The following is a 22,726-nucleotide window of genomic DNA, read 5'->3' as shown; positions in this document are numbered from 1 at the left end:
CGTTAGGTGAGGCTTGCCTCATGAAGATAGAGGACCGTACGACGCGACGCAATCGCGTGATAATGACGCGCCCTGTCGCGATTCAGACATCCCGCGGTGAGTCGGGCCGGAATGCTCCCGGGGTGAGCCCCGACGCACGCTTGAACGCCGCGCCGAACGCACTCGGCGACCGGTAGCCAACCTCGGCCGCGACGTCGTCGAGCCGTTCGCCCGCGACGATCAGCTCGATCGCGCGCTGCATCCGTACCGAGGCCACCCAGTCGGTGAAACCCAGACCGGTGTGGGCACGCAGAGTGCGGCCCACGGTCCGTCCCGACACCCCGAGGCGGGCGGCCCACTCCTCGAGCGAGTGCCGGTCAGCGGGACGAGCCGTCACCGCCTCGACCATCGGCAAGAGCACAGCGGCGTCGGGCAGGTGCACGGCGACCTCGTGCTCGCTCGGCCTGAGCAGGTCGATGACCATCTGCTCGTTGAGCGACCGCGACTGCGGGCTCAGCCCGGTGTCCGAGAGTCGCACGAGCAGCAGACGGAGGAGCTCGGTGATCTCGACACCGAAGGGTCGGAGCCACTGGGGGGTCTTCGGCGTGGCCCAGACGCTGAACCGCGCGGCCCGGTACCAGGTCCCGGCGGGGAGGCGGACCGAGTGGACCGTGCCCGCAGGAACCCACAGGCCGATCCGGGCCGTGACCGTCCAGACCCGTGGGCCGACGGACGCGGTCGAGGCGCCGCGCTCGTTCCAGAGCAGCTCGTGCGCGGGGTGGCTCAACCCGGTGCGGTTGGTCTCGACCTCGACGCGCTCATCGATCCCGGTGATGACCACCGCGCGGTCCTCGCTCACTGGGCCTCCTGCCTCGCGACGAGCTCGGCACCCATCCGCGCGAGCTCGGCCCGCACGTCCTGGCCGTCCACCACGTCGACCTGAGCGCCCCACCCCGCCAGGTGACGCGCGACGTCGAGGGCCGTCGGGGCACCGACCCTCACGCGTGTCCGTCCGTCCTCGGCCTGGCTCTCAGGCACGCAGTGCCGGCCGAACTGGTCGCGGAGCACGTGGACGTCGCGGGTGTCCACGAGCACCGTCGCCCAGGTGCGCGACCGCCGCTCCTCGACCTCGTCGACCACCTGCTCCCACGCCGCCTCGAGCACGAAGCCCTCGGGTCGTCGAGCCGGCTCGTCGGTCACCTCCGCCGCGACGACGCGGTCCACCCGGAAGGTGCCCCACCGCGCCCGGTCGACGACGACGGCGTGCGCCGCGGTCTCGGCCTCGGTCCGGAAGGTCGGCGGCAGGGCCTGCACCAGCTTGCGCAACGCGGTGCGTACCTCGTCCGAGGCGGCAGCCGTTGGGCCGAGCAGCAGGAACAGCGCCCGCGCCTCGGGAGCGGTCAGCCCGGTCAGGTCGGTCCGCGCCCCACCGACCAGCGACCAGCCTCCGCCGCGACCGGGCTGCGGGTACACCGGGACCCCCGCGGCGGACAGCGCCTCGAGGTCCCGCCGAGCCGTCGGGACAGAGACCTCCGTCGCAGCAGCGACCTCGGCCGCGGTCGCTCGGCCGCGCGACTGCAGCAGGAGGAGCGTGGCGACGAGGCGGTCGGCTCGCACGGAGGACCTTCCAGAAAAGTGATCAGAGGATGAGCAGTTTAGCGAGGAGGCTGGTCCTGTGGGCGCGAACCGGCCCGCCTCGACCGGAGGAGATCCCGATGCTGCGCGGACTGACCACCCTGACCTACCTCGCCGACGACGTCGCTGCCGCGACCGACTGGTACACCGAGCTGCTCGGCGTCGGGCCGTACTTCGTGCGTCCCGAGCAGGGCGATCCCCTCTACGTTCGGCAACCTCCTGGCCGTCATGCACAACCAGCACTACCTCGAGATGCTGGCCGATCGCCCGGCCGGGTGAGGGCCCCGGGTGCGGTCACGGCCTCGCGCGCCACTCCTCGTCGAGCAGCGCATAGGTGTACGCGTCGCGCCAGCGGCCGACCCGAAGGGTCGCCCGCCAGCGGCCGACCCGAAGGGTCGCGGACGAAGGCTGCGGCGCGCAGGGAGTGACCTTCTCGGCGCATGCCCAGGCGCTCGAGCAACGCCCAGGAGCGGAGGTTGGCCGGGTCGCAGTGCGCGACCACGCGGTGGGCCCCGTCGTCGAACACCGCGTCGAGCAGGGCCTGGCACGCCTCGGTGGCGTAGCCCTGTCCCCAGTGGTACGGGTGGAACACGTACCCCAGCTCCCAGGACTGCCACCACTCGGGGCCCGACGGGGCGAGGTAGAGGTTCCCGACCAGCGTCTCGGCGGCGGTCTGCACGGCCCAGAACCTCTGATCGGCCGCCCGCTGCCGGGCCAGGTCGTCGGCCTCGTCAGGTCCGACCGGCCCGTAGGGCTCGTACTCGACGGCCTCTGGGCGGGACAGGTAGCCGTGCAGTCCGGGCCCGTCCGAGTCCACGAACCGGCGAAGGACGAGGCGGGCGGTCGTCAGGCTCGCGTCGCCGATCGCTGCACGACGCCCTGGTCCGTCCCCTCGGGTCGCCGGACGTGTCGACGCCAGACGGTCGCGGCCACCACCTGCACGACGCCGACCCCGACGAACGCCCACTGCACGGGCGAGGTCCAGCCGATCAGCGGCAGCTGGAGCGTCACCCACGCGGTCAGCGCAGCACCGGCAGCAACGCCGGCGTCGGCCGCCCACCGGTGGTGTCGTAGGCCCAGGACGAAGGCGACGGCCTGAGGAAGTGCGACCACGGCCCCAAGGGCGGCCGCAGGCAGGATGCGGACCTGCACGATCGGCCATGCGTCGTGGACCTGGTCCACCAGCGGATCGAAGGCCCCGGTCAGAAAACCCTGCACCCCGGTGACGGCGCCCACGGCCGTCAGCGCCTCGAGCGAGAGCAACGTGATCCGTGCCCCACCGGGCGGGGACACTCGCTCCCTGTCGATGCTCACGATGTCAGCCTGGCACCAGCGACAGCCTGCGCCAGGGACGAAGGGCCTCGACCGCATCGCGGGTCCCCGCGACCTCCGTGGCTGGCAGCCATCATCCGACGACGACCCGAGATCACGTGGCGGTCATGACGCCGGCACCCGCGGCCGGGGCCCCACCGACGCCTCCCGCCAGCCGAGCGCCCCCGCGAGGACGGCCAGGCCCGCCGCGATCAGGACGTGCCACGCGGCATGCCCGAACCACCACCGGCTCGACGGGTCGCACAGCGGCCACCCCGGGCTCGAGAGGATCTCGACGATCCCACCGGTCGCGAGCAGGACCACGGTCCACCGGATCGTCCGTCGCAACGGTGGCCGTCTCCAGGCCCGGACCAGGCTGATGAGCACCGTGACCACCGCCACCCCACCCTGGGTCAGGTCGCCCGCCCTCGGCCAGAAGTGGATGACCGGGGCGATTGCGACCGTCGGCACGACCCACCACCACCACGAGCGTGCGCGTCCGGCAAGGTCGGCGACGGCGTCGGCGGTGATGAGCAGCAGGGTGGCCAGCAACGGGAGGTCGTGAGCCAGGTCGGCCCAGATCGGGTTCGGGCCATGCTGGACCACCGAGCCCACCCCGATCCCCGCGACCAGCGCGGCGTACGCAGCGGACGGTGGCTCGTCGAAGCCTCCCTCGACCGGCGTGCCCAGAGCCTGCCGCCGCCGTCGGGCCAGGACGACCACCACCACGCCAGCGACGACGAACGCCAGGCTCGACCAGGTCGAAACGGGCTCGCGCAGGAAGCCTTCGGCGAGGGGTTCGCAGCCTGGCCCGACCTCACCCACCGGGTCAGGCACCGTGACCGGGATGCCCGTTCCCACGGTTCCGACGATAGGCGCCGACGCGACCGGTCAGCCAGAGGACCACGGTCCCGCTCCGACCAACCGCGTTGCTCACGCGGGGCCGGGCGGGGCCGCGCCCGCGAGCGATGGCGCCGTCACGAACGCCTCGACCTGAGACACCTCGCCCGGTCGCGCGAAGTGGAACCCCTGGCCACGACGACACCCCAGCCCGAGCAGCCTGTCGCGCTGCAGCTCGTCCTCGATCCCCTCGGCGATGACCTCGACCCCGTAGGCGCGACCCAACTCGATGATCATGCGAACGAGCTGGTGCCCGTCGGTCTCGCTCGCTGGGCCGGAGACGAACGACCGGTCGATCTTGAGGATGTCGACCGGGAACCGGTGCAGGTAGCCCAGCGACGAGAACCCGGTACCGAAGTCGTCCAGGGCGATCGCGACCCCCAGGCCCTTGAGTGCACGCAACGACGTCAAGGCCACCTCCACGTCGTCGATGAGGACGCTCTCGGTGATCTCCAGGACCAGCGCCTGCCCCGGTAGACCCGCTGCCCTCAGCGCGTGATCGACCGCGTCGACGAACGCCGGATCCCGGAGCTGGTGCACCGACACGTTGACGTTCATCGTCAGATCGGGTTCGAGCCGCCTCCACCCCGCGAGGCGATGGCAGGCCTCGTCCAGCACCCAACGGCCGATGGCGACGATCACCCCCGTCGTCTCGGCGATCGGGATGAAGTCGAGCGGTGCGACGATGCCGCGCGAGGGGTGCCGCCAGCGCAGCAGCGCCTCCAGCCCGCAGGTCCGTCCCGAGTCCAGCTCGACGATCGGCTGGTACACGACGAACAGCTCGCCACGTCCCAGTGCTCCCTGCAGCTCGGCCTGGAGCTCCAGCCGAGCCAGGAGTGCGACCCGCATCTGCGGCTCGTAGGTCAGCACGCGACTACCACCGGCCGCCTTGGCCTGGTACATCGCCAGGTCAGCGTTGCCCAGGAGCTCGTCCGCGGCGCTCCCCATGCTGACGGTCGCGTGATCAGCGTGCGCGATCCCGATCGTGGCGCAGACGAGGACCCCCTTGCCATGGATCGTGAACGGCTCACGCAGTGCGGCGATGATCCGTTCGGCGACGACGACGGCTCCGATGGAGTCGCTCTGCTCGGTCAGCAGCACGGCGAACTCATCCCCGCCGAATCGGGCCGCCGTGGCGTCAGTTCGGGTGCACGCCCGGATCCGGTCGGACACCTCGCGCAGCAGAGCGTCGCCCGCCGCATGGCCGAGCGAGTCGTTCACCGCCTTGAACCTGTCCAGATCGATGAAGAGCACCGTGGTCCACGACCTGTGCGGCGCGTCGGACCGGAGCTCCGACGACACCCGTTCGAGGAACAGGGCCCGGTTGGGCAGCCCCGTCAGGGAGTCGTGGTACGCCTCCTGCATCGCCTCCACGGTGCGCGCGTCCGTCAGCGCCAGGCTCGCGTGCTCGGCGAACGCGGTCAGCAGCGAACGCTCACCCGGTCCGATCGGCGCCCCGTCCCGGCTGGTGGCGACGAGCGCCCCGGCCGGGATCCCCTCGATGTGCACCTGGACCGAGACCGAGGTCCCCTCATCGACGAGGTCCGTACCGACGGCGAGCGGGCGATCCCGTTCCAGGGCGTCATCGAGCACCAGGGAGACGGGGCAACCCTCGAGCACCGTGCTCGCCCCGTCGGTCACGGCGGCGAGGATGGTGGCCAGGGGCGCGCGGTGCGAGATGGACCGCTGGATGTCCAGCAGCACCTCCAGCACGCGGTGACGACCGCGCTCGCGCTCCAGCACGCCGATCATGTCCAGCGTCATCCCCATCGCACCGGCCATGCCGAGCAGAAGGTCGCGGTCCTCTGCGGTGAAGGGCTCTCCGGTCCTAGCCAGAAGCAGTCTGCCTTCGCTCTCTCCGGTCCACCGTGCCGCGAGCGTCTGGCACCGGCCCACAGAGTCGAGCTCGATGACGCCGGTCCCCGGCCGCATCGCGGTCAGGGCCGCGGACGGCACCGGGCGTTGGCCGAAGCCCGCCACAGCGGTCAGGACACCCCCGAGGACGACGGCACCCACCTCGGCGTCGAACTCCTCGGCGACCAGCTCCGCCGCGTTGCGCACCGCGTCGGCCGTGGTCAGGCACCGGCTGAGCGCGGTGAGGAACTCGACGAGCCGGTGGGGTGAGCAGACGTTGCCGTCGACCATGTCAGCCCAGGGCCAGGAGCACGAGCGTCGCGTTGTGGACGCCGCGAGAGCCGGTGACCCGAGCGATCTCGCCATAGGTGTAGAAGCCGGCGATCGGTACCTCCGGGGCCAGCTCGGCCAGCAATCCCATCTCGGCCGCGATGCCGTCGTCCCCGAGGATGGCGCGCCGCGAGGCGCAGTCGAAGGCCACGATGCCCAGCGGTGTGGCGCCGCCAAGTCCCTCGAGGGCCAGCTCGCAGGCCGTCCGGGTCCCGACCTGCACCGAGTCCGCATCGCCGACCATCCGCCAAATCACCGTGCCCTGCGGCACATCGCCGCAGAACAGGGACCGGTTCGCGAAGTCGAAGCCCAGCACGGCCCGTACCTCCTCGCCACCGGGTCGCGGCAACCCGAAGGTGTTCGTCAGGCCGATGGCGGACATCGCCGGGCTCTCCTCCGCGAACAACTCGGGTGCAGCACCGACCAGGGTCAGGTAGTAGTCCAGTGCCGGTTCGTCGTTCAGACGGAAGATCCGCTGCCCGTCGCTCTCGGTGACGACGATCGGCTCACCGACCCGGCGCCAGCCGTGCCCGACCCCGACGCCGATCGGCCCCTCCGAGCCGATTGCCGCACCGACGACCGCCCCGGTCAGCACCTCACCGCGGTGGAGCTGGAAGGTCTGGGACATCGCCAGGTCGTCCCCGGCGCACCCGCCGACCAGCTGGACGGCGGCCCCGGCCACGCTGTGGGCACCCCGGACCACCTCGGCTCGCCCGCCGGCCAGACCCTCGCTGAGCATCAGGAGAACCTGGTTCGGTCGGCCCAGCCCGACCAGACCCTGTGCCGCGGAACGGCCCGCCTCGCGCGACCCGTCCGCCAGGTGACCGACGGAGGTCCGGACGGTCAGGCCAGCACCACCGAGAGCCACGGCAACCACCCGGCCCGAACCGGCCGCACCCTCCTCGATCTCCCCGGACGTGGTGCAGCCGATCACCGGAACGTCACCAGGCACGGCCTCGTCGGCCGCGCGCGCCACGGCGTGCAGGTCGTAGGTGGACGACGCGAACACCATCACCAGGGCCGGCGGACGTCCGGCAGTCGCTGAGGCGACCGCCGCCGCCGTCGCCTCAGCGGCGTCCAGCGTCGACGAGGAGCCGGTCCCGAACCAACGCGCCTCGTGAGACTCCGGCTGATCCATGCCCTACTGATCGACCACCGACCACCGGACCTGAGTCGAAAACCGGTGGCGGAACCCCCAGTGGCCGGCTGTCGGACCGCCACGGCCACGAGGGGACCGAACGGTTCTAGGGCAGGGCGCGTCGTGGTCTCCCGCTACCTGGACGCGGTGCCCACTGTGGCGTGGACGGCGTGGAGCTAGGGTCGACTGGGCCGATGAGGCGTTCCTCGCCGACCAGCGGGAGTGCCAGCAGCCCGCGGGGATGATGGGCTTTGGCCCAGGGCGGTCGACGGTGTGGGGCGTCTCGCAGCGGCGAGCTCGCAGGGCGTCTCTCCGGCATACCGGGCGACCTCGCGGGTGAGGTGGCTCTGGTCGGCGTAGCCGTGCCGGACGGCTATCTCGGCCAACGGCAGCCTGCCGAGGTCCGTGGCCGCACGCTCGAAGCGGACCACGCCGGCCGCCTGGTTGGGTGTCAGACCGACCTCCTCGCGGAACCCGGTCACCACGTGCCGGTGGCTCCAGCCGATCTGCGCCACGAGGTCACCGATCCTGGCTCGCCCGCCGGTGACCTGGATCTGCCGCCACATCCAGCCCACCCAGGCCGGGGGCTCGTCTGCTCTCGCCACCTGCTGGACGAGTGCGGTCTCGACCAGTGCGAACCGCTCGGCCCAGGTCGCCGCGAACCCGAGGCGATCGGGCAGGTCGGCCATCCCGCGGACGACGTCGTCCACCGCGACTACGCGATGAGCCAGCTCACTCCCCGGGACGCCGAGGACGCGTCGTACCCCGAGCGGGGTGAGGTAGAGCTGGACACAGTCCTGGCGGCGATCGAACCGGGTGCTCGCGTGCCCGGTCGAGATCCCCGCGACGAACGACCGATCGGGGCGACCGGCACCGGTCCCGGCCGAGAGCGCGTCGATCGCCAGGGGTTCGCCGAACGAGAGCACGAGGGGAAGCAGGGTCCCGGCCGACTGACGGCGTCGGACGACACCTGGCGCGCGCTCCAACATCCTCACCACACCGGCGACCAGCGCGGCGAGCGCCGGTGCGGGGCGGTGGCGGACGAGCTCGATTCTGTCCGTCGCCGGCGTCATGCAGGGCCTCGGCTCACCCGGGGAGGACACCGACGGCGGCTTCACCCACGGCGGCTGGGGCACGCCCTACGCCGGTGCCCTCCACGAGACCGTTGCGACCGGCGGCCCGAACAGTACGTCGGCCTACTTCTTCGGACGACGCACCAACGAGAAGATGGCGGCGTTCTGGCCGCACCAGCCCGACGACGACTGGATGGCGCGACACCTGAACCAGACGCCGAAGCACGTCGCGACGCGCACCCTCACCTGTCTGGACTGGGAGGGGGCGCACGTCCTGGACGGCGAGCTCGAGCCGGCGGTCGAACGGCTCAGAGCCGGCAGCGAGGGAGACCTGGCCGTGCTCGGCAGCGGTGGGCTCGTGCACCAGCCGATGCTGCTCGACCTCGTCGACGAGCTCCGGCTGTTCATCCACCCGCTGCTCCTGGGAACCGGCAAGCGCCTGTTCCGGAACCTGCCCCTGCCCCGGCAGCTCCACCTCACGGCGTCCGGGACGACCAGCCTCGGCACGCTGGCCCTGGAGTACGAGGTGATCCGTCGAGCACCGGCCGGCACCCGGCCTCAGGGCAGATGTGCCAGGCGGTTGTCCACCAGCGCGAGGGCAGAACCGATGGCCATGTGCATGTCGAGGTACTGGTACGTACCCAGGCGTCCACCGAAGTGCACCCCGCTCTCGTTGCCGGCCAGCTCACGGTAGACGGCCAGCCGCTGCCGGTCGTCCGGGGTGCTCACCGGGTAGTACGGCTCGTCGCCCGGGCCCGCGAAGCGCGACCTCTCCCGCATGATCACCGTCGCGTCGCGGCCGTAGCCCCGCTCGGGGTGCAGGTGCCGGAACTCGTGGACGCGGGTCTCCGGGACGTCCTGGTCCGCGTAGTTCATCACCGAGGTGCCCTGGTGGTCGCCGGTCGGGAGAACCTCCTGCTGCAGGTCGAGGGTGCGCCACGACAGCGGGCCGGCCACCAGGTCGAAGTAGCTGTCCACCGGCCCGGTGTAGACGACCGGGACCTGCCCGACCACCGCGTCGCGGTGGAACGGTTGACCGGGGTCGAAGAAGTCGCTACCCAGCCGCACGTCGATCCTCGGGTGGTCGACCATGCGCGCGAACCAGGCCCCGTACCCGTCGACCGGCAGGCCCTGGTGGGTGTCGTCGAAGTAGCGGTTGTCGTAGGTGTAGCGGACCGGGAGCCGCGCGATGATCGAGGCCGGCAGGAGGCGGGGGTCCGTCTGCCACTGCTTGGCGGTGTAGCCGCGGATGAACGCCTCGTACAACGGGCGCCCGACCAGCGAGATCCCGCGCTCGTCGAGGTTGGCCGGCTCCCGGCCGCCGAGCTCGGCTGCCTGCTCGGAGATGAGCGCCCGCGCTGCATCGGGGCCGAGCGCTGAACGGAAGAACTGGTTGATCGTGCCGAGGTTGATCGGGAGGGGGTACACCTCACCGCGGTAGGTCGTCCAGACCCGGTGCTCGTACGACGTGAACGCCGTGAACCGGTTCGCGTACGCCCACACACGCTCGTTGGACGTGTGGAACAGGTGCGAGCCGTAGGTGTGGACCTCGATGCCGGTCTGCGGGTCGAACGAGCTGGCGGCGTTGCCCCCGATCTCCGCGCGGCGGTCCACGACCGTGACGTCGAGCCCGCGGTCGGCCAGCCGTTCGGCCACCGTGAGCCCGAAGAGCCCGGCGCCGACCACCACGACGTCGCTCACACATGCCTCCTTGACCCGGGGCGCTTCTCCGCACCGTCCGTCCCCGGTCGAGCGCCACGTCCGACAGCCCGCGTGGCGCGGGCCCTGCACCGAATACGGTAGTGGCCGGTGCCACAAGGCCCTGCCCGTACCGAAGCCTGAGGAGCGTGTCGTGTCCCAGGTGATCCACGTCGGTGTGGTCGAGGACGACCCGACTGCGACCGCCCAGATCCTTGCACACCTGCACCGGTTCGAGTCCGAGCACGACGTGACGTTCGCCGTGCAGACCTACCCCGACGGGCGTGACGTCGTCGAGGGCTACCAGGCGGGTCTCGACATCATCTTCCTCGACGTGGAGATGCCGCACCTGGACGGTCTCGAGGCTGCGCGTCACATCCGCACGCTCGACGCAGACGTCGTGCTCGTCTTCATCACCAACATGGCGCAGTACGCCATCAAGGGCTACCAGGTCGACGCCCTGAGCTTCCTGCTCAAGCCGGTGCCGTACTTCGCCTTCTCCCAGGAGCTGCGCCGTTCGATCGACCGGACGCGTCGCTCGCGTGGCGACTGGATCATGCTCGCCGTCGGCACCGGGATGGCGCGGGTGGACCTCGCGGACATCGTCCACATCGAGAGCATCCGACACCGGATCACCGTCCACGCCGTCGATCGCACGTACTCGCTGAGCGGGACGCTGAAGTCCTTCGAGTCCCAGCTCGCCGACAAGGGGTTCTTCCGCAGCAACAACTGCTACCTGGTCAACCTGCGGCACGTGACGGGTGTCAACGCGACGAGCTGCGTCATGGTGGGGGGTGCGGAGCTCCAGGTGAGCCGGCCTCGTCGGCGGGCGTTCCTCCAGGCGCTCACCGACCACGTGGGTGGGCGCACACCGTGATCGAGGACGTCCTGCCCGACATCCCACGGCTGTACACCGCCCTCGCCGAGTGGGCGGCGTGCATGGTCTACGTGCTGCTGATCCGCAAGCGGCTCGCCCCGGTGCAGCTGGCCGTCGCCGCCGCCCTCGGCCTCGGACTCCTCATCGGGGTCCAGCTGGTCGCGGGGACCCTGCCGATCGCGCTGTGGGTGGTGGGGATGGCCCTGGCGGTGGGCGCGATGTACCTGCTCATCGCGTTGTGCGCCGACGTCTCCCCGCTCAACGCCGGGTACTTCCTCGCCCGCGCCTTCGTGCTCGCCGAGCTGGTCGCGTCCCTGCACTGGCAGCTGCACACGTTCTTCTTCGACGGCGACCCCGGTCCCTCTCGCCTGCCGGTGATCATCCTGCTGGTGATCGTCTACGCGGCCGGGTTCTCGGCCGCGTACGGCATCGAGCGCCGTCACTTCCCCGCGGACCAGCAGTTCGAGGTCGACGGTCGCGGCGTCCTGAGCGCGGCGGCGATCGCGGTGATCACCTTCCTGATCAGCAACCTGAGCTTCCTGAGCACCAACACCCCGTTCAGCGGACGCCTCGGTCCCGAGGTCTTCTACATCCGGACGCTGGTCGACCTCGCGGGGTACGTCGCTCTCTACGCCCAGCAGGGGCAGCGTCTCGAGCTGCGACGGGCAGCCGAGGTGGAGGCGATGGACCGTCTGCTGCACTCCCAGCACGAGCAGTACCTGCAGGCCAGGAACAACATCGACGTGGTCAACCGCAAGTACCACGACCTCAAGCACTACATCAACGCGATCAGGGGGGAGAGCAGCGCCGATGCGCGCGCCTCCTACCTGGACCAGCTCGAGGACTCGATCCGGGACTACGACACGCGGGTGGAGACCGGGAACATCGTGCTCGACACGATCCTGACGACCAAGAGCGCCGACTGCGCGCAGCTGGGGATCACCCTGACCTGCGTGGCCGACGGCGCCGCGCTGGACCTCATGTCGCCGATGGATGTCGCGGCGCTGGTCGGCAACGCGCTGGACAACGCGATCGAGGCCGCCGTCGTCCTGCCGGACCCCGAGCGGCGCCTGCTGCGGGTGGCCGTCCACCGCCAGGACTCGTTCGTCATGCTGCGCTTCGAGAACTACTACGAGGGCGATCTGACCTTCGACGACGGCCTGCCCAGGACGACCAAGGGCGCCGACTCCCTGCACCACGGCTACGGGCTGCGGAACATCCGCCACATCGCCGAGCGCTACGGCGGGACCCTCACGGTGCACGCCGAGGACGGCTGGTTCACCGTTCGGGTCCTGATCCCGGTCCCGGGTGTCCTCAGTTGAAGCCGACCCGCCAGTGTGCCGCGCGGTAGGCCGCAAGGGTCACCCGGCGGCCGTGCCGCCCCGGGAGGTTGGTGATGTGCCCCAGGGCACTACGTCGCAGACGACGGTGCAGCAGCACGTCCTCCTCCCGGATACCGCGCCACAACGCCTCCTTGGTCGCGAGCGCCGCGTCCGTGCCCGAGCGCAGCAGCAGGGTGGACGACACCGCGCAGACGATCTCCAGGTAGTGCGTCATGTACCGGTACGCGGGGTGGCCGGACGGGACCGTCCGGGCGACGTGCTCCATCATCATCCGGTTGACCCGGAGCTGCTGGTCGAGGCGGCTGATCATCACCTGCTCGGCCACGGACTGCCCGGCCCGGCCGATGTAGTACCGGTAGAGGTCCACGTCCAGGTAGTACATGCGCCGCACCGCGGGCAACGGCATGTACGCGAAGATGTTGTCGACGTAGAAGGTGTGCTCGGGCAGCCGGAGCTCGACCTCGCGCAGCAGCTCCGTGCGGTACACGATCGCGTGCATGAGGAAGTACTGGGTCTTGCGGAGCCGACCCACCTGGTCCCACCCGAACACCTGGCCCCGGGGAAGCGCCCTGCGGAACCGGACGGCCCGCTTCGTCCCCCGCCCTTCCTTCTCGTAGACGAAGTTGCTCAGCACCATGTCGACATCCGCGTCGTCCGTCCCGAACCGACGCAGCGTCGACACCAGCTCGGAGAAGGCCATGAGGTCGACCCAGTCGTCGGAGTCGACGACCTTGAAGTACCGGCCCCTGGCGAGCTCGAGGCCGACGTTGATCGTCGAGCCGTGCCCGCCGTTGTCCTTGTGCACCGCACGGACGCGCCCCGGGTGCTGCTCCTCGTAGCCATCGGCGATCTCGGCCGTGGCGTCGTGCGAGCCGTCGTCGACGATGAGGATCTCGACCTCGGGACCACCGCCCGCGAGCAGCGAGTCGACGCAGCGACGCATGTAGTCGGCCGAGTTGTAGCACGGCACGACCACGGTCAGGGTCACCGCCCCAGGACGGCCGCTCATCGGGACAGCGCCCCGGAGGAGCCCGCCTCGGCGTCGGCCTCGACCTGCACCTGGCCCCCCTCGTTCTTGAAGATCACCTTGAAGATCGGGAAGAAGATCCAGAACGCGATGGCGCTGTTGATGATCATCGTGACCACGTCGGCAACGGTCTCACCTGTGCTGCCCCACCCCCAGGTGTCCATCAGCAGGGTGTAGATCGGGGCCTTGTAGAAGCCCTGGGCGGCAGCCGCTCCGAAGGTGATGAGGATGTAGGCGATGAAGTACCACATGGCCGCCTTGCCCACCGAGTTCGTGGCCTTGAACGTGATGGTGCGCTGGGCGAAGAAGTTGATGACCTGCGCGATCGCGATGGTGATCTGCACGGCCAGGAAGTACGCCAGACCGCCGCCCCCGAGCGGCAGCTCGCCCGCCGGGTAGTCGAAGACGAAGTACGGCGAGCCCCCGACCTGGGTCCCGATCTGCAGCACCTGGAAGTCGGTGTCGACCAGCGCGGTGCGGTTGAAGACCGCCTTGAAGATCGGCATGAGCGCCAGCTGGAGCACGGTGACACCGTTGCTGAGCAGGAAGAACATGAGGAACTGGGCCGTCCCGGGACGCTTGGCCTCGAGCCGGCGCCAGGCCTGGGTGATGGGCGTGAACATCGTTGTCGCCTTCGTGTGGTGGGCTAGCGAGCAGCGCTCGGGGCAGGGACGGGAACAGGCCGGGCGAGCTCGGCGGACAGCCGACGCGTCGACCGCCTGCCGCGGACGTAGCCCGCGACGAGCCCCCCGACGCCACGGAAGAACCGGCCGTTGACGACGGTGACCATCGAGTCGACCATCTCCGTGGTCACCGTGCCGTTGGTCATCTTCGCCATGGCCCGCAGCGGCATGTTGTAGAGGAAGAGCAGGTTCAGGTCGGGCTTGCCGCGGCGCATCGACCGTCCGATGAGCCGGGCGAGCACCCAGGCGGCCAGCCGGGCGAGCGGGCTGCGGGCGCCGTGCAGCGCACGAAGCGGCGCGTTGACGTCCAGCGGCCCCCTCGGCGCACGTGCCACGAGCTCTCGGCCCAGGAGCGCTGAGAACTCCGCGTCGGGCACCGCGGTCACGGCGGCGGCGTCGTAGGACGCCAGACCGGCGGGTCGGTCCGCGACCTCCTCACCGGCCACCTCGAGGACCGCCGCGAGGGGCAGGTCCTCGACGTTCGGACCGACCTGCACCGAGAACTCGCCCGCCTCGACCTGCCAGGCGTCGTGCGCCACGGCGAAGTGGCGGAACGTGTACCGGTCGAAGGGGATGGTCAGGGTGGCCGTCTCCCCCGGCTCGAGGTGAACCTTGCGGAAGCCCTTGAGCTCACGCGCCGCGCGATGCACCCCGCTCGGTGCGTGTCGTCCCACGTACATCTGGGTGACCTCGGCACCCGCGACGGCGCCGGTGTTCGTGACCGTGAAGGTCGCACCGTGGGCGTCGACCACGAGGTCCGCGTAGGCGAACGTCGTGTAGCCCAGACCGAAGCCGAACGGGAAGAGCGTCGGGACCGCGGCGGTGACCGTGTGGCGGTAGCCGACGTAGATGCCCTCGCGGTACTCGGCGGTCTCGTGCCGGCCCGGGTAATAGGCGTGGCTCGCGGTGTCCTCGAGGCGCACGGGGTAGGTCTCCGCGAGTCGACCCGACGGGTTGACCGCTCCGGTGAGCACGTTGACGGTCGCCTCGGCTCCCGCCTGGCCACCCAGGTAGCCGTGCACCAGGGCGTCGGTGTCGCCCAGCCACGGCATCTCGACCACCGAGCCTGCCGAGAGCACGACGACCACCCGGGTCGCCACCCCGCGGAGCGCCGCGAGGAGCGCGACCTGGTTGTCCGCGAGCCGCAGGTGGGTGCGGTCGTTGCCCTCCGACTCGCTGGTCTCGTCCAGCCCCAGGTAGACCAGCGCGACGTCGGCCGCCGCGGCCGCGGTGAGGGCCTCGGCCAGCAGCGACGGGTCGGCACCGCCGGTGCGCACGAAGCCCTGTGCGTGACGCACGACCTCGAGCGACGAGGCGGCGAGGGCGTCGAGGGTCGTCGTCAGTCGCGTCGGGTTGACCACCGAGGAGCCCGCGCCCTGGTAGCGCGGGGTCTGGGCGAAGTCGCCGATGACCGCGACGCGTGTGCCTGCGGCGAGCGGGAGGGTCCCGTGGTCGTTCTTGAGCAGCACCTGGCTCGCCTCGGCGGCCCGGCGGGCGAGCGCGTGGTGGGCGTCGGTGTCGACCGTCGCGTCCCGTGACGGGTCGATCCGCGCGACGAGCGAGATCATCTCGGCGACCCGGGCGTCGAGCTCGGCCTCGGTCAGCCGTCCCTGCTCGACGGCGGCGACGAGCTGGCGGGCGGAGTCCAGTCCCGGTGAGGGCATCTCGAGCGTCCCGCCGGCGCGGACAGCAGCGACGGCGTCGTTCGAGCCACCCCAGTCCGAGACGACCACCCCGTCGAAGCCCCACTCGGTGCGCAGGACGTCCTGGAGCAGATGGGCGTTCTCGTGCGCGTACGTCCCGTTCACCTTGTTGTAGGCGGACATCAGTGCCTTGGGCTGAGCGTCGCGGACCACGATCTCGAACGCGGTCAGGTAGATCTCCCGCAGGGTCCGCTCGTCGATCACCGAGTCGCTGGCCATCCGGCGCAGCTCCTGGCTGTTGACCGCGAAGTGCTTGGGGCAGGCCGACACGCCCTGGGACTGGATGCCGCTGACGTAGCCGGCGGCGAGCGTGCCAGACAGGTACGGGTCCTCGGAGAAGTACTCGAAGTTACGGCCGCACAGCGGGCTGCGCTTGATGTTCAGGCCGGGGCCGAGCACGACGTCGACCCCCAGGTCGACCGCCTCGGCGCCCAGGGCCGCACCGACCTGGTGCGCCAAGTCGACGTCCCAGGAGTTCGCGACCGTCGCAGCGGTCGGGAAGCAGGTCGCCGGCGTCGAGGCGTTGATGCCCAGGTGGTCGGAGGACCCGACCTGCTTGCGGATCCCGTGCGGGCCGTCGGCGAGGGTCATCGAACGGATGCCCAGGCGCGGCACGGCACGGGACTCCCACACGCTCGCGCCGCTGAGCAGCGCCGCCTTCTCGAGCAGGGTCAGCTCGTCGGACATCAGGGTGCCTCTTCCTGTACTCACGGACGGACGGTTCGGGTCATCGGGCCTGCGGTGCCGGGCCCGTCGGGGCGGGCCCGGCACCCGCTCAGGCCTGGGCGCCCCGACGCGGGCCGGAGCCGACCACGGGCACGGTGCGATGGCGGCGCACTCGACGCCACACCATGACGATGCCGAGGACCACCAGGAGACCGAGCACGATCGAGGCCACGATCTGGACGTAGACCCAGGTGGGCGGCGTGTAGGTGACCGTCGCCCCCGGGGCGAGACCGTCCATGGCGTTGGAGTTGGCGACCGTGAACAGGATGTTGTGGGTCGCGTTCCGGATATCGCCGACCGCCTTGGCCGACGAGGTGTCCCCGAACGACTTCGACGGCTGGAACGTCAGGGTCAGGTCGGTCCCCGCGTCGATGCCCTCGTTGGGGTTCATGTACGGGTACAGGTTGAAGTCGGAGATCGCGAAGCCCTCGAAGCCCCACTCGTCGCGGAGCACGCTCGACATGAGGGCGGGTGATCCGCCGGCCCAGGTGGCACCGATCCGGTTGAAGGAGCTCATGATGCCGCCCGCACCGACGCTCGTCTGCGAGATCGTGCCGTCCTCGTCGGAGACGTACTCCACATCCATCGAGATGTTCTTGACACCCAGCTCGAACGGCTTGAGGTACAGCTCACGGATGGTCTGCTCGGTCGCCCAGGTGGCGATGCCGTTGTTGACCCTGTTCGTCTCCTGCTCGTTCATCGCGAAGTGCTTGATGAGCGTGTAGACGCCCTTCTCGGCGACCCCGTTCGCGACCGCGGTGAGCATCGTGCCCGAGAGGTAGGGGTCCTCCGAGTAGTACTCGAAGTTGCGGCCCCCGAACGGCGAGCGGTGCAGGTTGACCCCCGGCGCGTACCAGCCGTTGATCCCCTTCTGGAGCGCCTCGTCCCCGAGCATGCGCCCCATGGCCGCGCCGAGCTCGACGTCCCAGGTCTGGGCGATGAGGAACTGGGACGGGTAGGCGACGCCGTTGATCGAGGAGTTGATGAACGAGGAGAAGCCGGCCGGGCCGTCCGGCTCGAGCGTCTGCGGCTTGGCGATCGACTCGATCGCCGCCGTCTGGTAGGCGCCGTTGAGGAGCAGGTCGGTCATCTCGCCGACCGTGAGGGAGTCCAGGAGCACGTCCCACTGCGGGTCGTCCTTGGCCAGGCCACGCATGTCGATGAGCGTCACATCCGACCGGTCGCCCGTCGTGGGCATCTCACCCTCGAACCCGGACGCCGCCGCCTCGTGGTCCCATGCGGCGAACCCGTCCGCGACCGCCTGGTCCGCGACGTAGAGGTCCGGCGTGGGAGCCGTCGGGAACGTCCCGGCGAAGTCCGCCCGGGACATCGACAGGATCTTGCCCCCCTCGGGCTCGGTGACGAACTGCGCCGAGACGTCGTCGAACTGGTTGGTGACCTCGGCGAGGTCACTGGTGCGGTGCCCCTCCCCCGAGTACACGACGTCGGAGTCGACCGTGTAGGTGATCGGCTCGGTCTGCGCGGCCACGGTGTGCGAGTCGGTGCGCAGGCTGATCAGGTAGTCGCCTGCCTCAAGGACGTACGCCCGGTTGCCCAGGTGGTCGTAGGACGCCATGTCCTCGACGACGAGCTCCACGGTGACGCTCTCGCTCGCCCCGGGCTCGAGCAGGCCCGTCTTGGCGAAGCCACCGAGCACGACCTCGGCCTTCTCGATCCCGCCGGGCGTGTAGGGCGCGGTGTAGTACAGCTCGACGACGTCCTTGCCCGCGACGTCACCGGTGTTGGTGACCTCGACCGTCACGGAGATCACACCGTCGACCGCACCCGCCTGGGTGTCGGTGACCTGCCACGTGAAGTCCGTGTAGCTCAGCCCGTACCCGAACGGGTACACGACCGCCTCCTCGTAGTCGATGAACCCTTCGGCCGCCGCGGTCTCGTAGTAGCGGTACCCGATGTAGATGCCCTCGGCGTAGTTCACGAACGGCGCGTCGGAGGTCACGGTGGCGTTCGACGTCGCCCGCTCGACCGTGGAGACCGGGAACGAGACGTCGAGGTTCTCGTACACGAACTCGCCGAAGTTGGCGAAGGTGGGGTCGGCCGTGAAGTCCGCGGCCCACAGGTCCGAGGTACGACCCGACGGGTTGACCTCTCCGCTGAGGATGCTCCCGAGGGCGTTGAACCCGGTCGCGCCCGGCGAGCCGGCCAGCAGGATCGCGTCGACCTCGGGGTCGTCCTGGAGCACGCCCATCTCGATCGTCGTCGAGGAGTTGACCACGACGACCACGGTCTCGAAGGAGGCCTTCGCCAGGTCGACCAGGTCACGCTCGTCCTGGTTGAGCTCGAGCTGGTGCTGTCCGGGCACGGCGTTGGCGTCCCAGTCGGTCATGTCCTGGGTGAGGTCGCCGCCCTCACCACCGGGGCGGCCGATGACGACGACGGCGGCGTCGGGGTAGTTCGCGAACGACGACTGCTGCGCCTCGTAGTCACCGACAGGTAGCTCACCGATGTAGTAGTTGGAGGCCCCGGGGTTGTCCATCTCGATGTGGCCCCGGGGTGCCTGCGCCGCGAACGCCTCCATGACGCCGTACACCTGGTCGTTGATCTCGAAGCCGGCGTTCTCGAGCCCGCCTCGCACGGTGACCGCCGAGTTCGTGTCGACCGAGCCCGAGCCGGATCCGCCGAAGACCGGGTCGGCAGCCGCGCGACCGAGCATCGTGACCCGCGAGCTCGGGGCCAGGGGCAGCGCGCCCGCCTCGTTCTTGGCCAGGACGATGCCGCCACCGGAGATCTCCTCGACGAGCGCCTTGGCGGCCTCGTCGACCTCCTCGATGCTCGCGAGCTCGGACCGGTTGTACTCGGTGTCCCACTCCGCAGCCGCCTCGGCGTTGGTGAAGGTGTACGTGCCGGATCCGAACTGGGACGCGACCCACCCTCCGGCGACGACGAGCCCCACGTTCGCGACGACGCCCAGCGCGGTCACCGTGGCCAGCACGGGGACCCAGATCGACAGGTACTTCCTGTTCGACATGGGCGTCTTCACGCGATCGGCGTTCTTCTGCGGTCTGGCGTTCACTGCATCTCTCCTTGGGTGCGGGCCGGCGATCGAAGATCGCGCGGTGTCGGGGCCGAGGAGCGAGTGCCCGCCCGCCCAGGGCGCGGCTGGGCGGGCACTCGGTCTGATCCGGACCGGACGAGCGAGGTACCGGGACTGCTAGTCCGTCACCTCGGTGAGGGTGCCGTCCTGGTCGATCCGCCAGGTCTGGTCCGTGGCCGCCGAGTCGGCGTCGATCGTGAAGTCGCCGTCGTCGATCGTGATGGTCCCCTGGACGCGGGAGGCCGCCTCGGAGTACTCGTAGGGGACGACGAGCAGCCCGTACTTGACCGTCGGTGCGCTGACGTCGCTGGCCAGCATGATCTGGGCCCAGCTGTCGTCCTCGGCGAGCGCGTCGGCGACTGCCTGCCGGGCGTTCTCGAGGTCGTCCGCGACGTCGACGTCGCTCGGGGTGCTCTCCGACGAGCCCCCCGAGCCGCCGTCGTCGCTCGAGCACGCGGTGAGCCCGAAGGCGCCGGTGACGGCGATCATCAGCCCGAGGCCGGTGGTCAGCACCTTGTTGTTCTTCACATCTGCTCCTTCTGAGATCTGGCCGCGGGACAACCCCGTGGCCGGTGAGGCGCACCGAGGCTCGCACAGGTGGTGGTCAGGACCGCCCGTCGGAGCCCGGGGTGGCCGGCCGCGTGCGCTGCCGGCCACCCCGAGGTGCCGTGTCAGTCGGCGATCACACCCGAGTGGTTCAGGCCGAAGCCGTAGTCGTAGACGTTGCCGAGCGAGTCCGTGTAGGGCGTCATGTCCTTCGCGACGTCCTCGAGCTGTGCCTCGACGGTGTCCATGTCGGCCGGGAACTGGATCGGCAGACGGCCCTGGGGCTCGTACATGCCCAGCGCCACCTCGATCAGCGCCTGGTCGCTCGTGCCGAAGCCGACGACGATCGCGTCGGAGGCGGCCTCGAACTCGGTCGGGACGACGGGGTTGATCGCCTTGAGGACGGTGATCACCGGGATGTCCTTGCCGCTGGCCGCGACGGCCGCCACGGCACGCTCGAACGCGTCCAGGTCGGCCTCGTTGGCGATCCGCGAGGTGTTGCCGAAGTAGGAGCGGTTCTCCTGGGAGCCGTCCTCGAGCAGGTCACCCGAGATGGACACCTGACGGACGTTCTCTCCGTCGGCGGTGTACGGGCGGTACTGCAGCGAGAGCGGGTACCACTGGCCCGACTCGGTGTCGTGCCCGATGTTGGAGAAGTTGCCGCCGTTGTCCGGGCTGTTCATGCCCACCAGGACGATGTCGACGTCGCTGAGGTCGGGAGCGGTGTACGAGATGACCTGGTCGTTCTCGTCCATCTCGGCCTCGTCGGTGAGGACGGCGGCGAAGTACTGCTCCGCGACCTCGATGGTCAGGCTGGGGGCCTCGGAGTACTCGGGAGGTCCGAACGCGCTCGCGAACCCGGTGTTGTAGGACCGCGGGATGTAGACGGTCATCTCGGACCAGTCGTCGGCCTCGGTGGCCGTGACGGTCTGGCCGTCGTTCTTGACCAGCACCACCGAGTCGAGCTGCGCGGAGTAGCCCGCCTCGACCTTGTCTGCGCTGGCCAGGATCGCCGCGGACTCCTCGGGGTCCAGGAACGCACTCTCGTACAGGCCCGGGTTGAAGAGCATGGTGAGGATGCGGGTACCGGACTCCCGGAAGCGGGTGTCGGCGTCCACCTCGACCTCACCGGCGTCGAAGCGCTCCTGCCAGACGTCGTACCCCTCGAGGATGTACGTCGCGTCGTTGACACCACCGAACATGTCGTGCCCGGTCGCCAGGACCTCGAAGTAGCGCTCGGCGGGGGTCAGCTCCTCGGCGCCCCACGCCATGCCGAAGAAGGCTCCTTCGTCGTTGGAGCCGCTCATGACGCCCCAGTCGGTGACCACGACGCCCTCGTAGCCGTTGTCCTCGCGGAGGATGGCCATCCGTCCGGAGTCGTACGCGGCGCCGGCGCGGTCCTCGAAGAGGGGCTCGCCGTCGCCGTCCAGCGCGATCGAGTAGGCGGTCATCACGGCCGCGGACCTCGGCGAGCCGAGGAAGGCCTCGGTGTGCCCCGCGAGGTTGTCCCCCGGGTAGACGCCGTACTTCCCGGCGTTCGTGTGGCCCTCACGACCGCCCTCGCCCGGACCGTCGCCGGCCCAGTGCTTGATCATGGCGTTGACGGACTCGGAACCCCACACGTCCTCGCCGCCGGTGCCCTGGAACCCGTCGACGTAGGCCGCTGCGAGCTCGGTGTTCTGCGCGGCGTCCTCACCGAAGGTGCCGCCGACCCGCAGCCAGCGCGGCTCGGTGGCGAGGTCGATCTGCGGGCTGAGCGCCGTGGTGATGCCCAGCGCGCGGTACTCGGCCGAGGACATCTCGCCGAACCTCGCGGTGTGGTCGGGGTTGAACGTCGCCGCCAGGCCCAGGCTCGAGGGCCATCGGGAGATGTCCGCGCCCTCGGCGTTGTAGCCGCCCGAGCCCGCGGTCGATCGCGGGTCGGAGCTGAAGTTGACCGGGACGTAGGGGGTGTCCGCCGTCGCCAGGGTCTCGACGTACGCCTGCATCTCGTTCACCCACGGGACCGTCGTGGCCGCGTCGCTGCCCGCGGCGTTCAGCACGTTGCGCAGGTTGGACTCCGACAGGTACGTCTTCTGGGGGTCGGTCAGGCCGTCCGCAGGGGAGCGCTCGTGGGAGCTCCACAGCATGAGACCCGCGATCTGCTCGATCGACAGGTCCTCGGCGAGGTCTGCGGCCCGCTCCTGGGCGTCGAGCCGCCAGTCCTCCCAGACGTCGAGCTCGCCGTTGGCGTTCATGTCCTTGAACGCGTAGGTCGAACCGTCGACCTCCTCCTCGAGCAGGGTGACACCGCTGTCGGCACCGTACGACAGCGTCGCACCGTCACCGGGGTTGTCGACGACCATGAAGGTGGTGGTGCCGTCGGTGACCTCACGCTCGACGTAGGCCTCGGCGGTGGCCGGGTCGGGATCCGACGTGCTCGGGGTGCATCCCACGAGCGCGATGGCCGTGAGCCCGGCGAAGGCGGCGATCCCGGCCGACGGGACGCGCCTCGCCAGCCGCCTCTCCGCGGTTGACATCTGACCAAGCTTCATCGCTCTGTCTCCTCTTCGAGTGGTGCGGTCCGAGTGCTGCCACCGGACGACGAACGGACGGGGCTGCCCCTACCCGGTCTGATCAGCGGTTCGGTCGTGCAGTGGGGCCCTGGTCGGAAGGAACACCCCGGCGATGCCGGTGCGTGCCCCCCCGTCCGGGGTGACTTCGCCATGACTCAAGCAGCCCGGCGCGGGCTGGTGGGCGTGCGGTGCACAACCTGTCGTCCTGGGCGCACAACCTGCTCGAAACACGGCGTTAGCCCCCGCCGGCCGGTCGTCCGGTTCCGTCGGGCGACTCAACCATTCGGCAGGTT

General features: G+C 70.2%; 17 protein-coding genes and 1 pseudogene. 3 read left to right on the top strand and 15 right to left on the bottom strand.

Translation table 11 applies throughout. The annotated features are described in order from the left end of the window. Window positions 1–82: 82 nt before the first annotated feature. The 8 genes from M1R94_RS20705 to M1R94_RS09060 all read right to left on the bottom strand — a co-directional run bounded on the left by M1R94_RS20705 (window position 83) and on the right by M1R94_RS09060 (window position 8,220). Window positions 83–838: a helix-turn-helix domain-containing protein gene (locus M1R94_RS20705; RefSeq protein ID WP_249381372.1), complete on the bottom strand. Its 756-nt coding sequence runs from the start codon at window positions 836–838 to the stop codon at window positions 83–85. Further along, complete coding sequence (locus M1R94_RS09090; RefSeq protein ID WP_249381371.1) at window positions 835–1,596, bottom strand: helix-turn-helix transcriptional regulator; 762 nt, start codon at window positions 1,594–1,596, stop codon at window positions 835–837. The genes M1R94_RS20705 and M1R94_RS09090 overlap by 4 nt, the downstream gene beginning before the upstream one ends. A gap of 244 nt (window positions 1,597–1,840) precedes the next feature. Next, a complete protein-coding gene (locus tag M1R94_RS20700; RefSeq protein WP_249381370.1) occupies window positions 1,841–2,431 on the bottom strand; it encodes a GNAT family N-acetyltransferase in 591 nt (196 codons plus the stop codon). A 29-nt stretch (window positions 2,432–2,460) separates the two neighbouring features. Further along, complete coding sequence (locus M1R94_RS20695; RefSeq protein ID WP_249381369.1) at window positions 2,461–2,928, bottom strand: hypothetical protein; 468 nt, start codon at window positions 2,926–2,928, stop codon at window positions 2,461–2,463. 123 nt (window positions 2,929–3,051) lie between these two features. Then, window positions 3,052–3,786 carry a hypothetical protein gene (locus tag M1R94_RS09075; RefSeq protein ID WP_249381368.1) on the bottom strand — a complete coding sequence of 245 codons (735 nt, stop codon included), beginning with the start codon at window positions 3,784–3,786 and terminating at the stop codon, window positions 3,052–3,054. 72 nt (window positions 3,787–3,858) lie between these two features. Next, window positions 3,859–5,970: a putative bifunctional diguanylate cyclase/phosphodiesterase gene (locus M1R94_RS09070; protein ID WP_249381367.1), complete on the bottom strand. Its 2,112-nt coding sequence runs from the start codon at window positions 5,968–5,970 to the stop codon at window positions 3,859–3,861. A 1-nt stretch (window position 5,971) separates the two neighbouring features. Next, window positions 5,972–7,147 (bottom strand): FIST signal transduction protein, encoded by a 1,176-nt coding sequence (locus tag M1R94_RS09065; RefSeq protein ID WP_249381366.1) that lies wholly within the window; start codon window positions 7,145–7,147, stop codon window positions 5,972–5,974. Between the two features lie 176 nt (window positions 7,148–7,323). Continuing rightward, complete coding sequence (locus M1R94_RS09060; protein ID WP_249381365.1) at window positions 7,324–8,220, bottom strand: helix-turn-helix transcriptional regulator; 897 nt, start codon at window positions 8,218–8,220, stop codon at window positions 7,324–7,326. Here M1R94_RS09060 and M1R94_RS20290 point away from each other — a divergent pair. Next, window positions 8,219–8,710, top strand: a pseudogene (locus M1R94_RS20290) (dihydrofolate reductase family protein); the annotation flags it as partial. The gene M1R94_RS09060 and the pseudogene M1R94_RS20290 overlap by 2 nt on opposite strands. A gap of 68 nt (window positions 8,711–8,778) precedes the next feature. Here M1R94_RS20290 and M1R94_RS09050 read toward each other — a convergent pair. Further along, window positions 8,779–10,011, bottom strand: coding sequence for a UDP-galactopyranose/dTDP-fucopyranose mutase family protein (locus M1R94_RS09050; RefSeq protein ID WP_374109452.1), 1,233 nt, complete (start codon window positions 10,009–10,011; stop codon window positions 8,779–8,781). Window positions 10,012–10,072: 61 nt separating this feature from the next. Between M1R94_RS09050 and M1R94_RS09045 the strand changes: the two genes are divergently transcribed. Next, complete coding sequence (locus M1R94_RS09045; protein WP_249381363.1) at window positions 10,073–10,795, top strand: LytR/AlgR family response regulator transcription factor; 723 nt, start codon at window positions 10,073–10,075, stop codon at window positions 10,793–10,795. A gap of 683 nt (window positions 10,796–11,478) precedes the next feature. Next, window positions 11,479–12,117, top strand: a complete 639-nt coding sequence (locus M1R94_RS20910) for an ATP-binding protein (RefSeq protein ID WP_374109453.1) — start codon at window positions 11,479–11,481, stop codon at window positions 12,115–12,117. Here M1R94_RS20910 and M1R94_RS09035 read toward each other — a convergent pair. The 6 genes from M1R94_RS09035 to M1R94_RS09010 all read right to left on the bottom strand — a co-directional run bounded on the left by M1R94_RS09035 (window position 12,110) and on the right by M1R94_RS09010 (window position 22,412). Further along, window positions 12,110–13,147 (bottom strand): glycosyltransferase family 2 protein, encoded by a 1,038-nt coding sequence (locus tag M1R94_RS09035; RefSeq protein ID WP_249381361.1) that lies wholly within the window; start codon window positions 13,145–13,147, stop codon window positions 12,110–12,112. The two genes, M1R94_RS20910 and M1R94_RS09035, sit on opposite strands and share 8 nt — an antisense overlap. Continuing rightward, window positions 13,144–13,788, bottom strand: coding sequence for a hypothetical protein (locus M1R94_RS09030; RefSeq protein ID WP_249381360.1), 645 nt, complete (start codon window positions 13,786–13,788; stop codon window positions 13,144–13,146). The genes M1R94_RS09035 and M1R94_RS09030 overlap by 4 nt, the downstream gene beginning before the upstream one ends. Window positions 13,789–13,811: 23 nt before the next feature. Next, entirely contained in the window at window positions 13,812–16,262 is a 2,451-nt protein-coding gene (locus M1R94_RS09025) for a glycoside hydrolase family 3 C-terminal domain-containing protein (RefSeq protein WP_249381359.1), read from the bottom strand. Window positions 16,263–16,326: 64 nt separating this feature from the next. Beyond that, complete coding sequence (locus tag M1R94_RS09020) at window positions 16,327–19,311, bottom strand: glycoside hydrolase family 3 C-terminal domain-containing protein (RefSeq protein WP_249381358.1); 2,985 nt, start codon at window positions 19,309–19,311, stop codon at window positions 16,327–16,329. A gap of 138 nt (window positions 19,312–19,449) precedes the next feature. Beyond that, complete coding sequence (locus M1R94_RS09015) at window positions 19,450–19,860, bottom strand: hypothetical protein (RefSeq protein ID WP_249381357.1); 411 nt, start codon at window positions 19,858–19,860, stop codon at window positions 19,450–19,452. A 143-nt stretch (window positions 19,861–20,003) separates the two neighbouring features. Beyond that, window positions 20,004–22,412 carry a glycoside hydrolase family 3 N-terminal domain-containing protein gene (locus tag M1R94_RS09010; protein ID WP_249381356.1) on the bottom strand — a complete coding sequence of 803 codons (2,409 nt, stop codon included), beginning with the start codon at window positions 22,410–22,412 and terminating at the stop codon, window positions 20,004–20,006. Window positions 22,413–22,726 lie beyond the last annotated feature (314 nt).

This window comes from Actinotalea alkalitolerans, from assembly GCF_023369855.1.
In the GTDB taxonomy this organism is placed as follows: domain Bacteria; phylum Actinomycetota; class Actinomycetes; order Actinomycetales; family Cellulomonadaceae; genus Actinotalea.
Note: the sequence above shows the minus strand (reverse complement) of the source record. Positions and strands in the feature narration are given on the sequence as shown.

Excerpts from the sequence above, each read along its gene's own strand:
- M1R94_RS09070 (WP_249381367.1), bottom strand. The coding sequence starts at position 5,970 with ATGGTCGACGGCAACGTCTGCTCACCCCACCGGCTCGTCGAGTTCCTC.
- M1R94_RS09065 (WP_249381366.1), bottom strand. The coding sequence starts at position 7,147 with ATGGATCAGCCGGAGTCTCACGAGGCGCGTTGGTTCGGGACCGGCTCC.
- M1R94_RS09060 (WP_249381365.1), bottom strand. The coding sequence starts at position 8,220 with ATGACGCCGGCGACGGACAGAATCGAGCTCGTCCGCCACCGCCCCGCA.
- M1R94_RS20910 (WP_374109453.1), top strand. The coding sequence starts at position 11,479 with ATGGACCGTCTGCTGCACTCCCAGCACGAGCAGTACCTGCAGGCCAGG.
- M1R94_RS09035 (WP_249381361.1), bottom strand. The coding sequence starts at position 13,147 with ATGAGCGGCCGTCCTGGGGCGGTGACCCTGACCGTGGTCGTGCCGTGC.
- M1R94_RS09030 (WP_249381360.1), bottom strand. The coding sequence starts at position 13,788 with ATGTTCACGCCCATCACCCAGGCCTGGCGCCGGCTCGAGGCCAAGCGT.
- M1R94_RS09010 (WP_249381356.1), bottom strand. The coding sequence starts at position 22,412 with ATGAAGCTTGGTCAGATGTCAACCGCGGAGAGGCGGCTGGCGAGGCGC.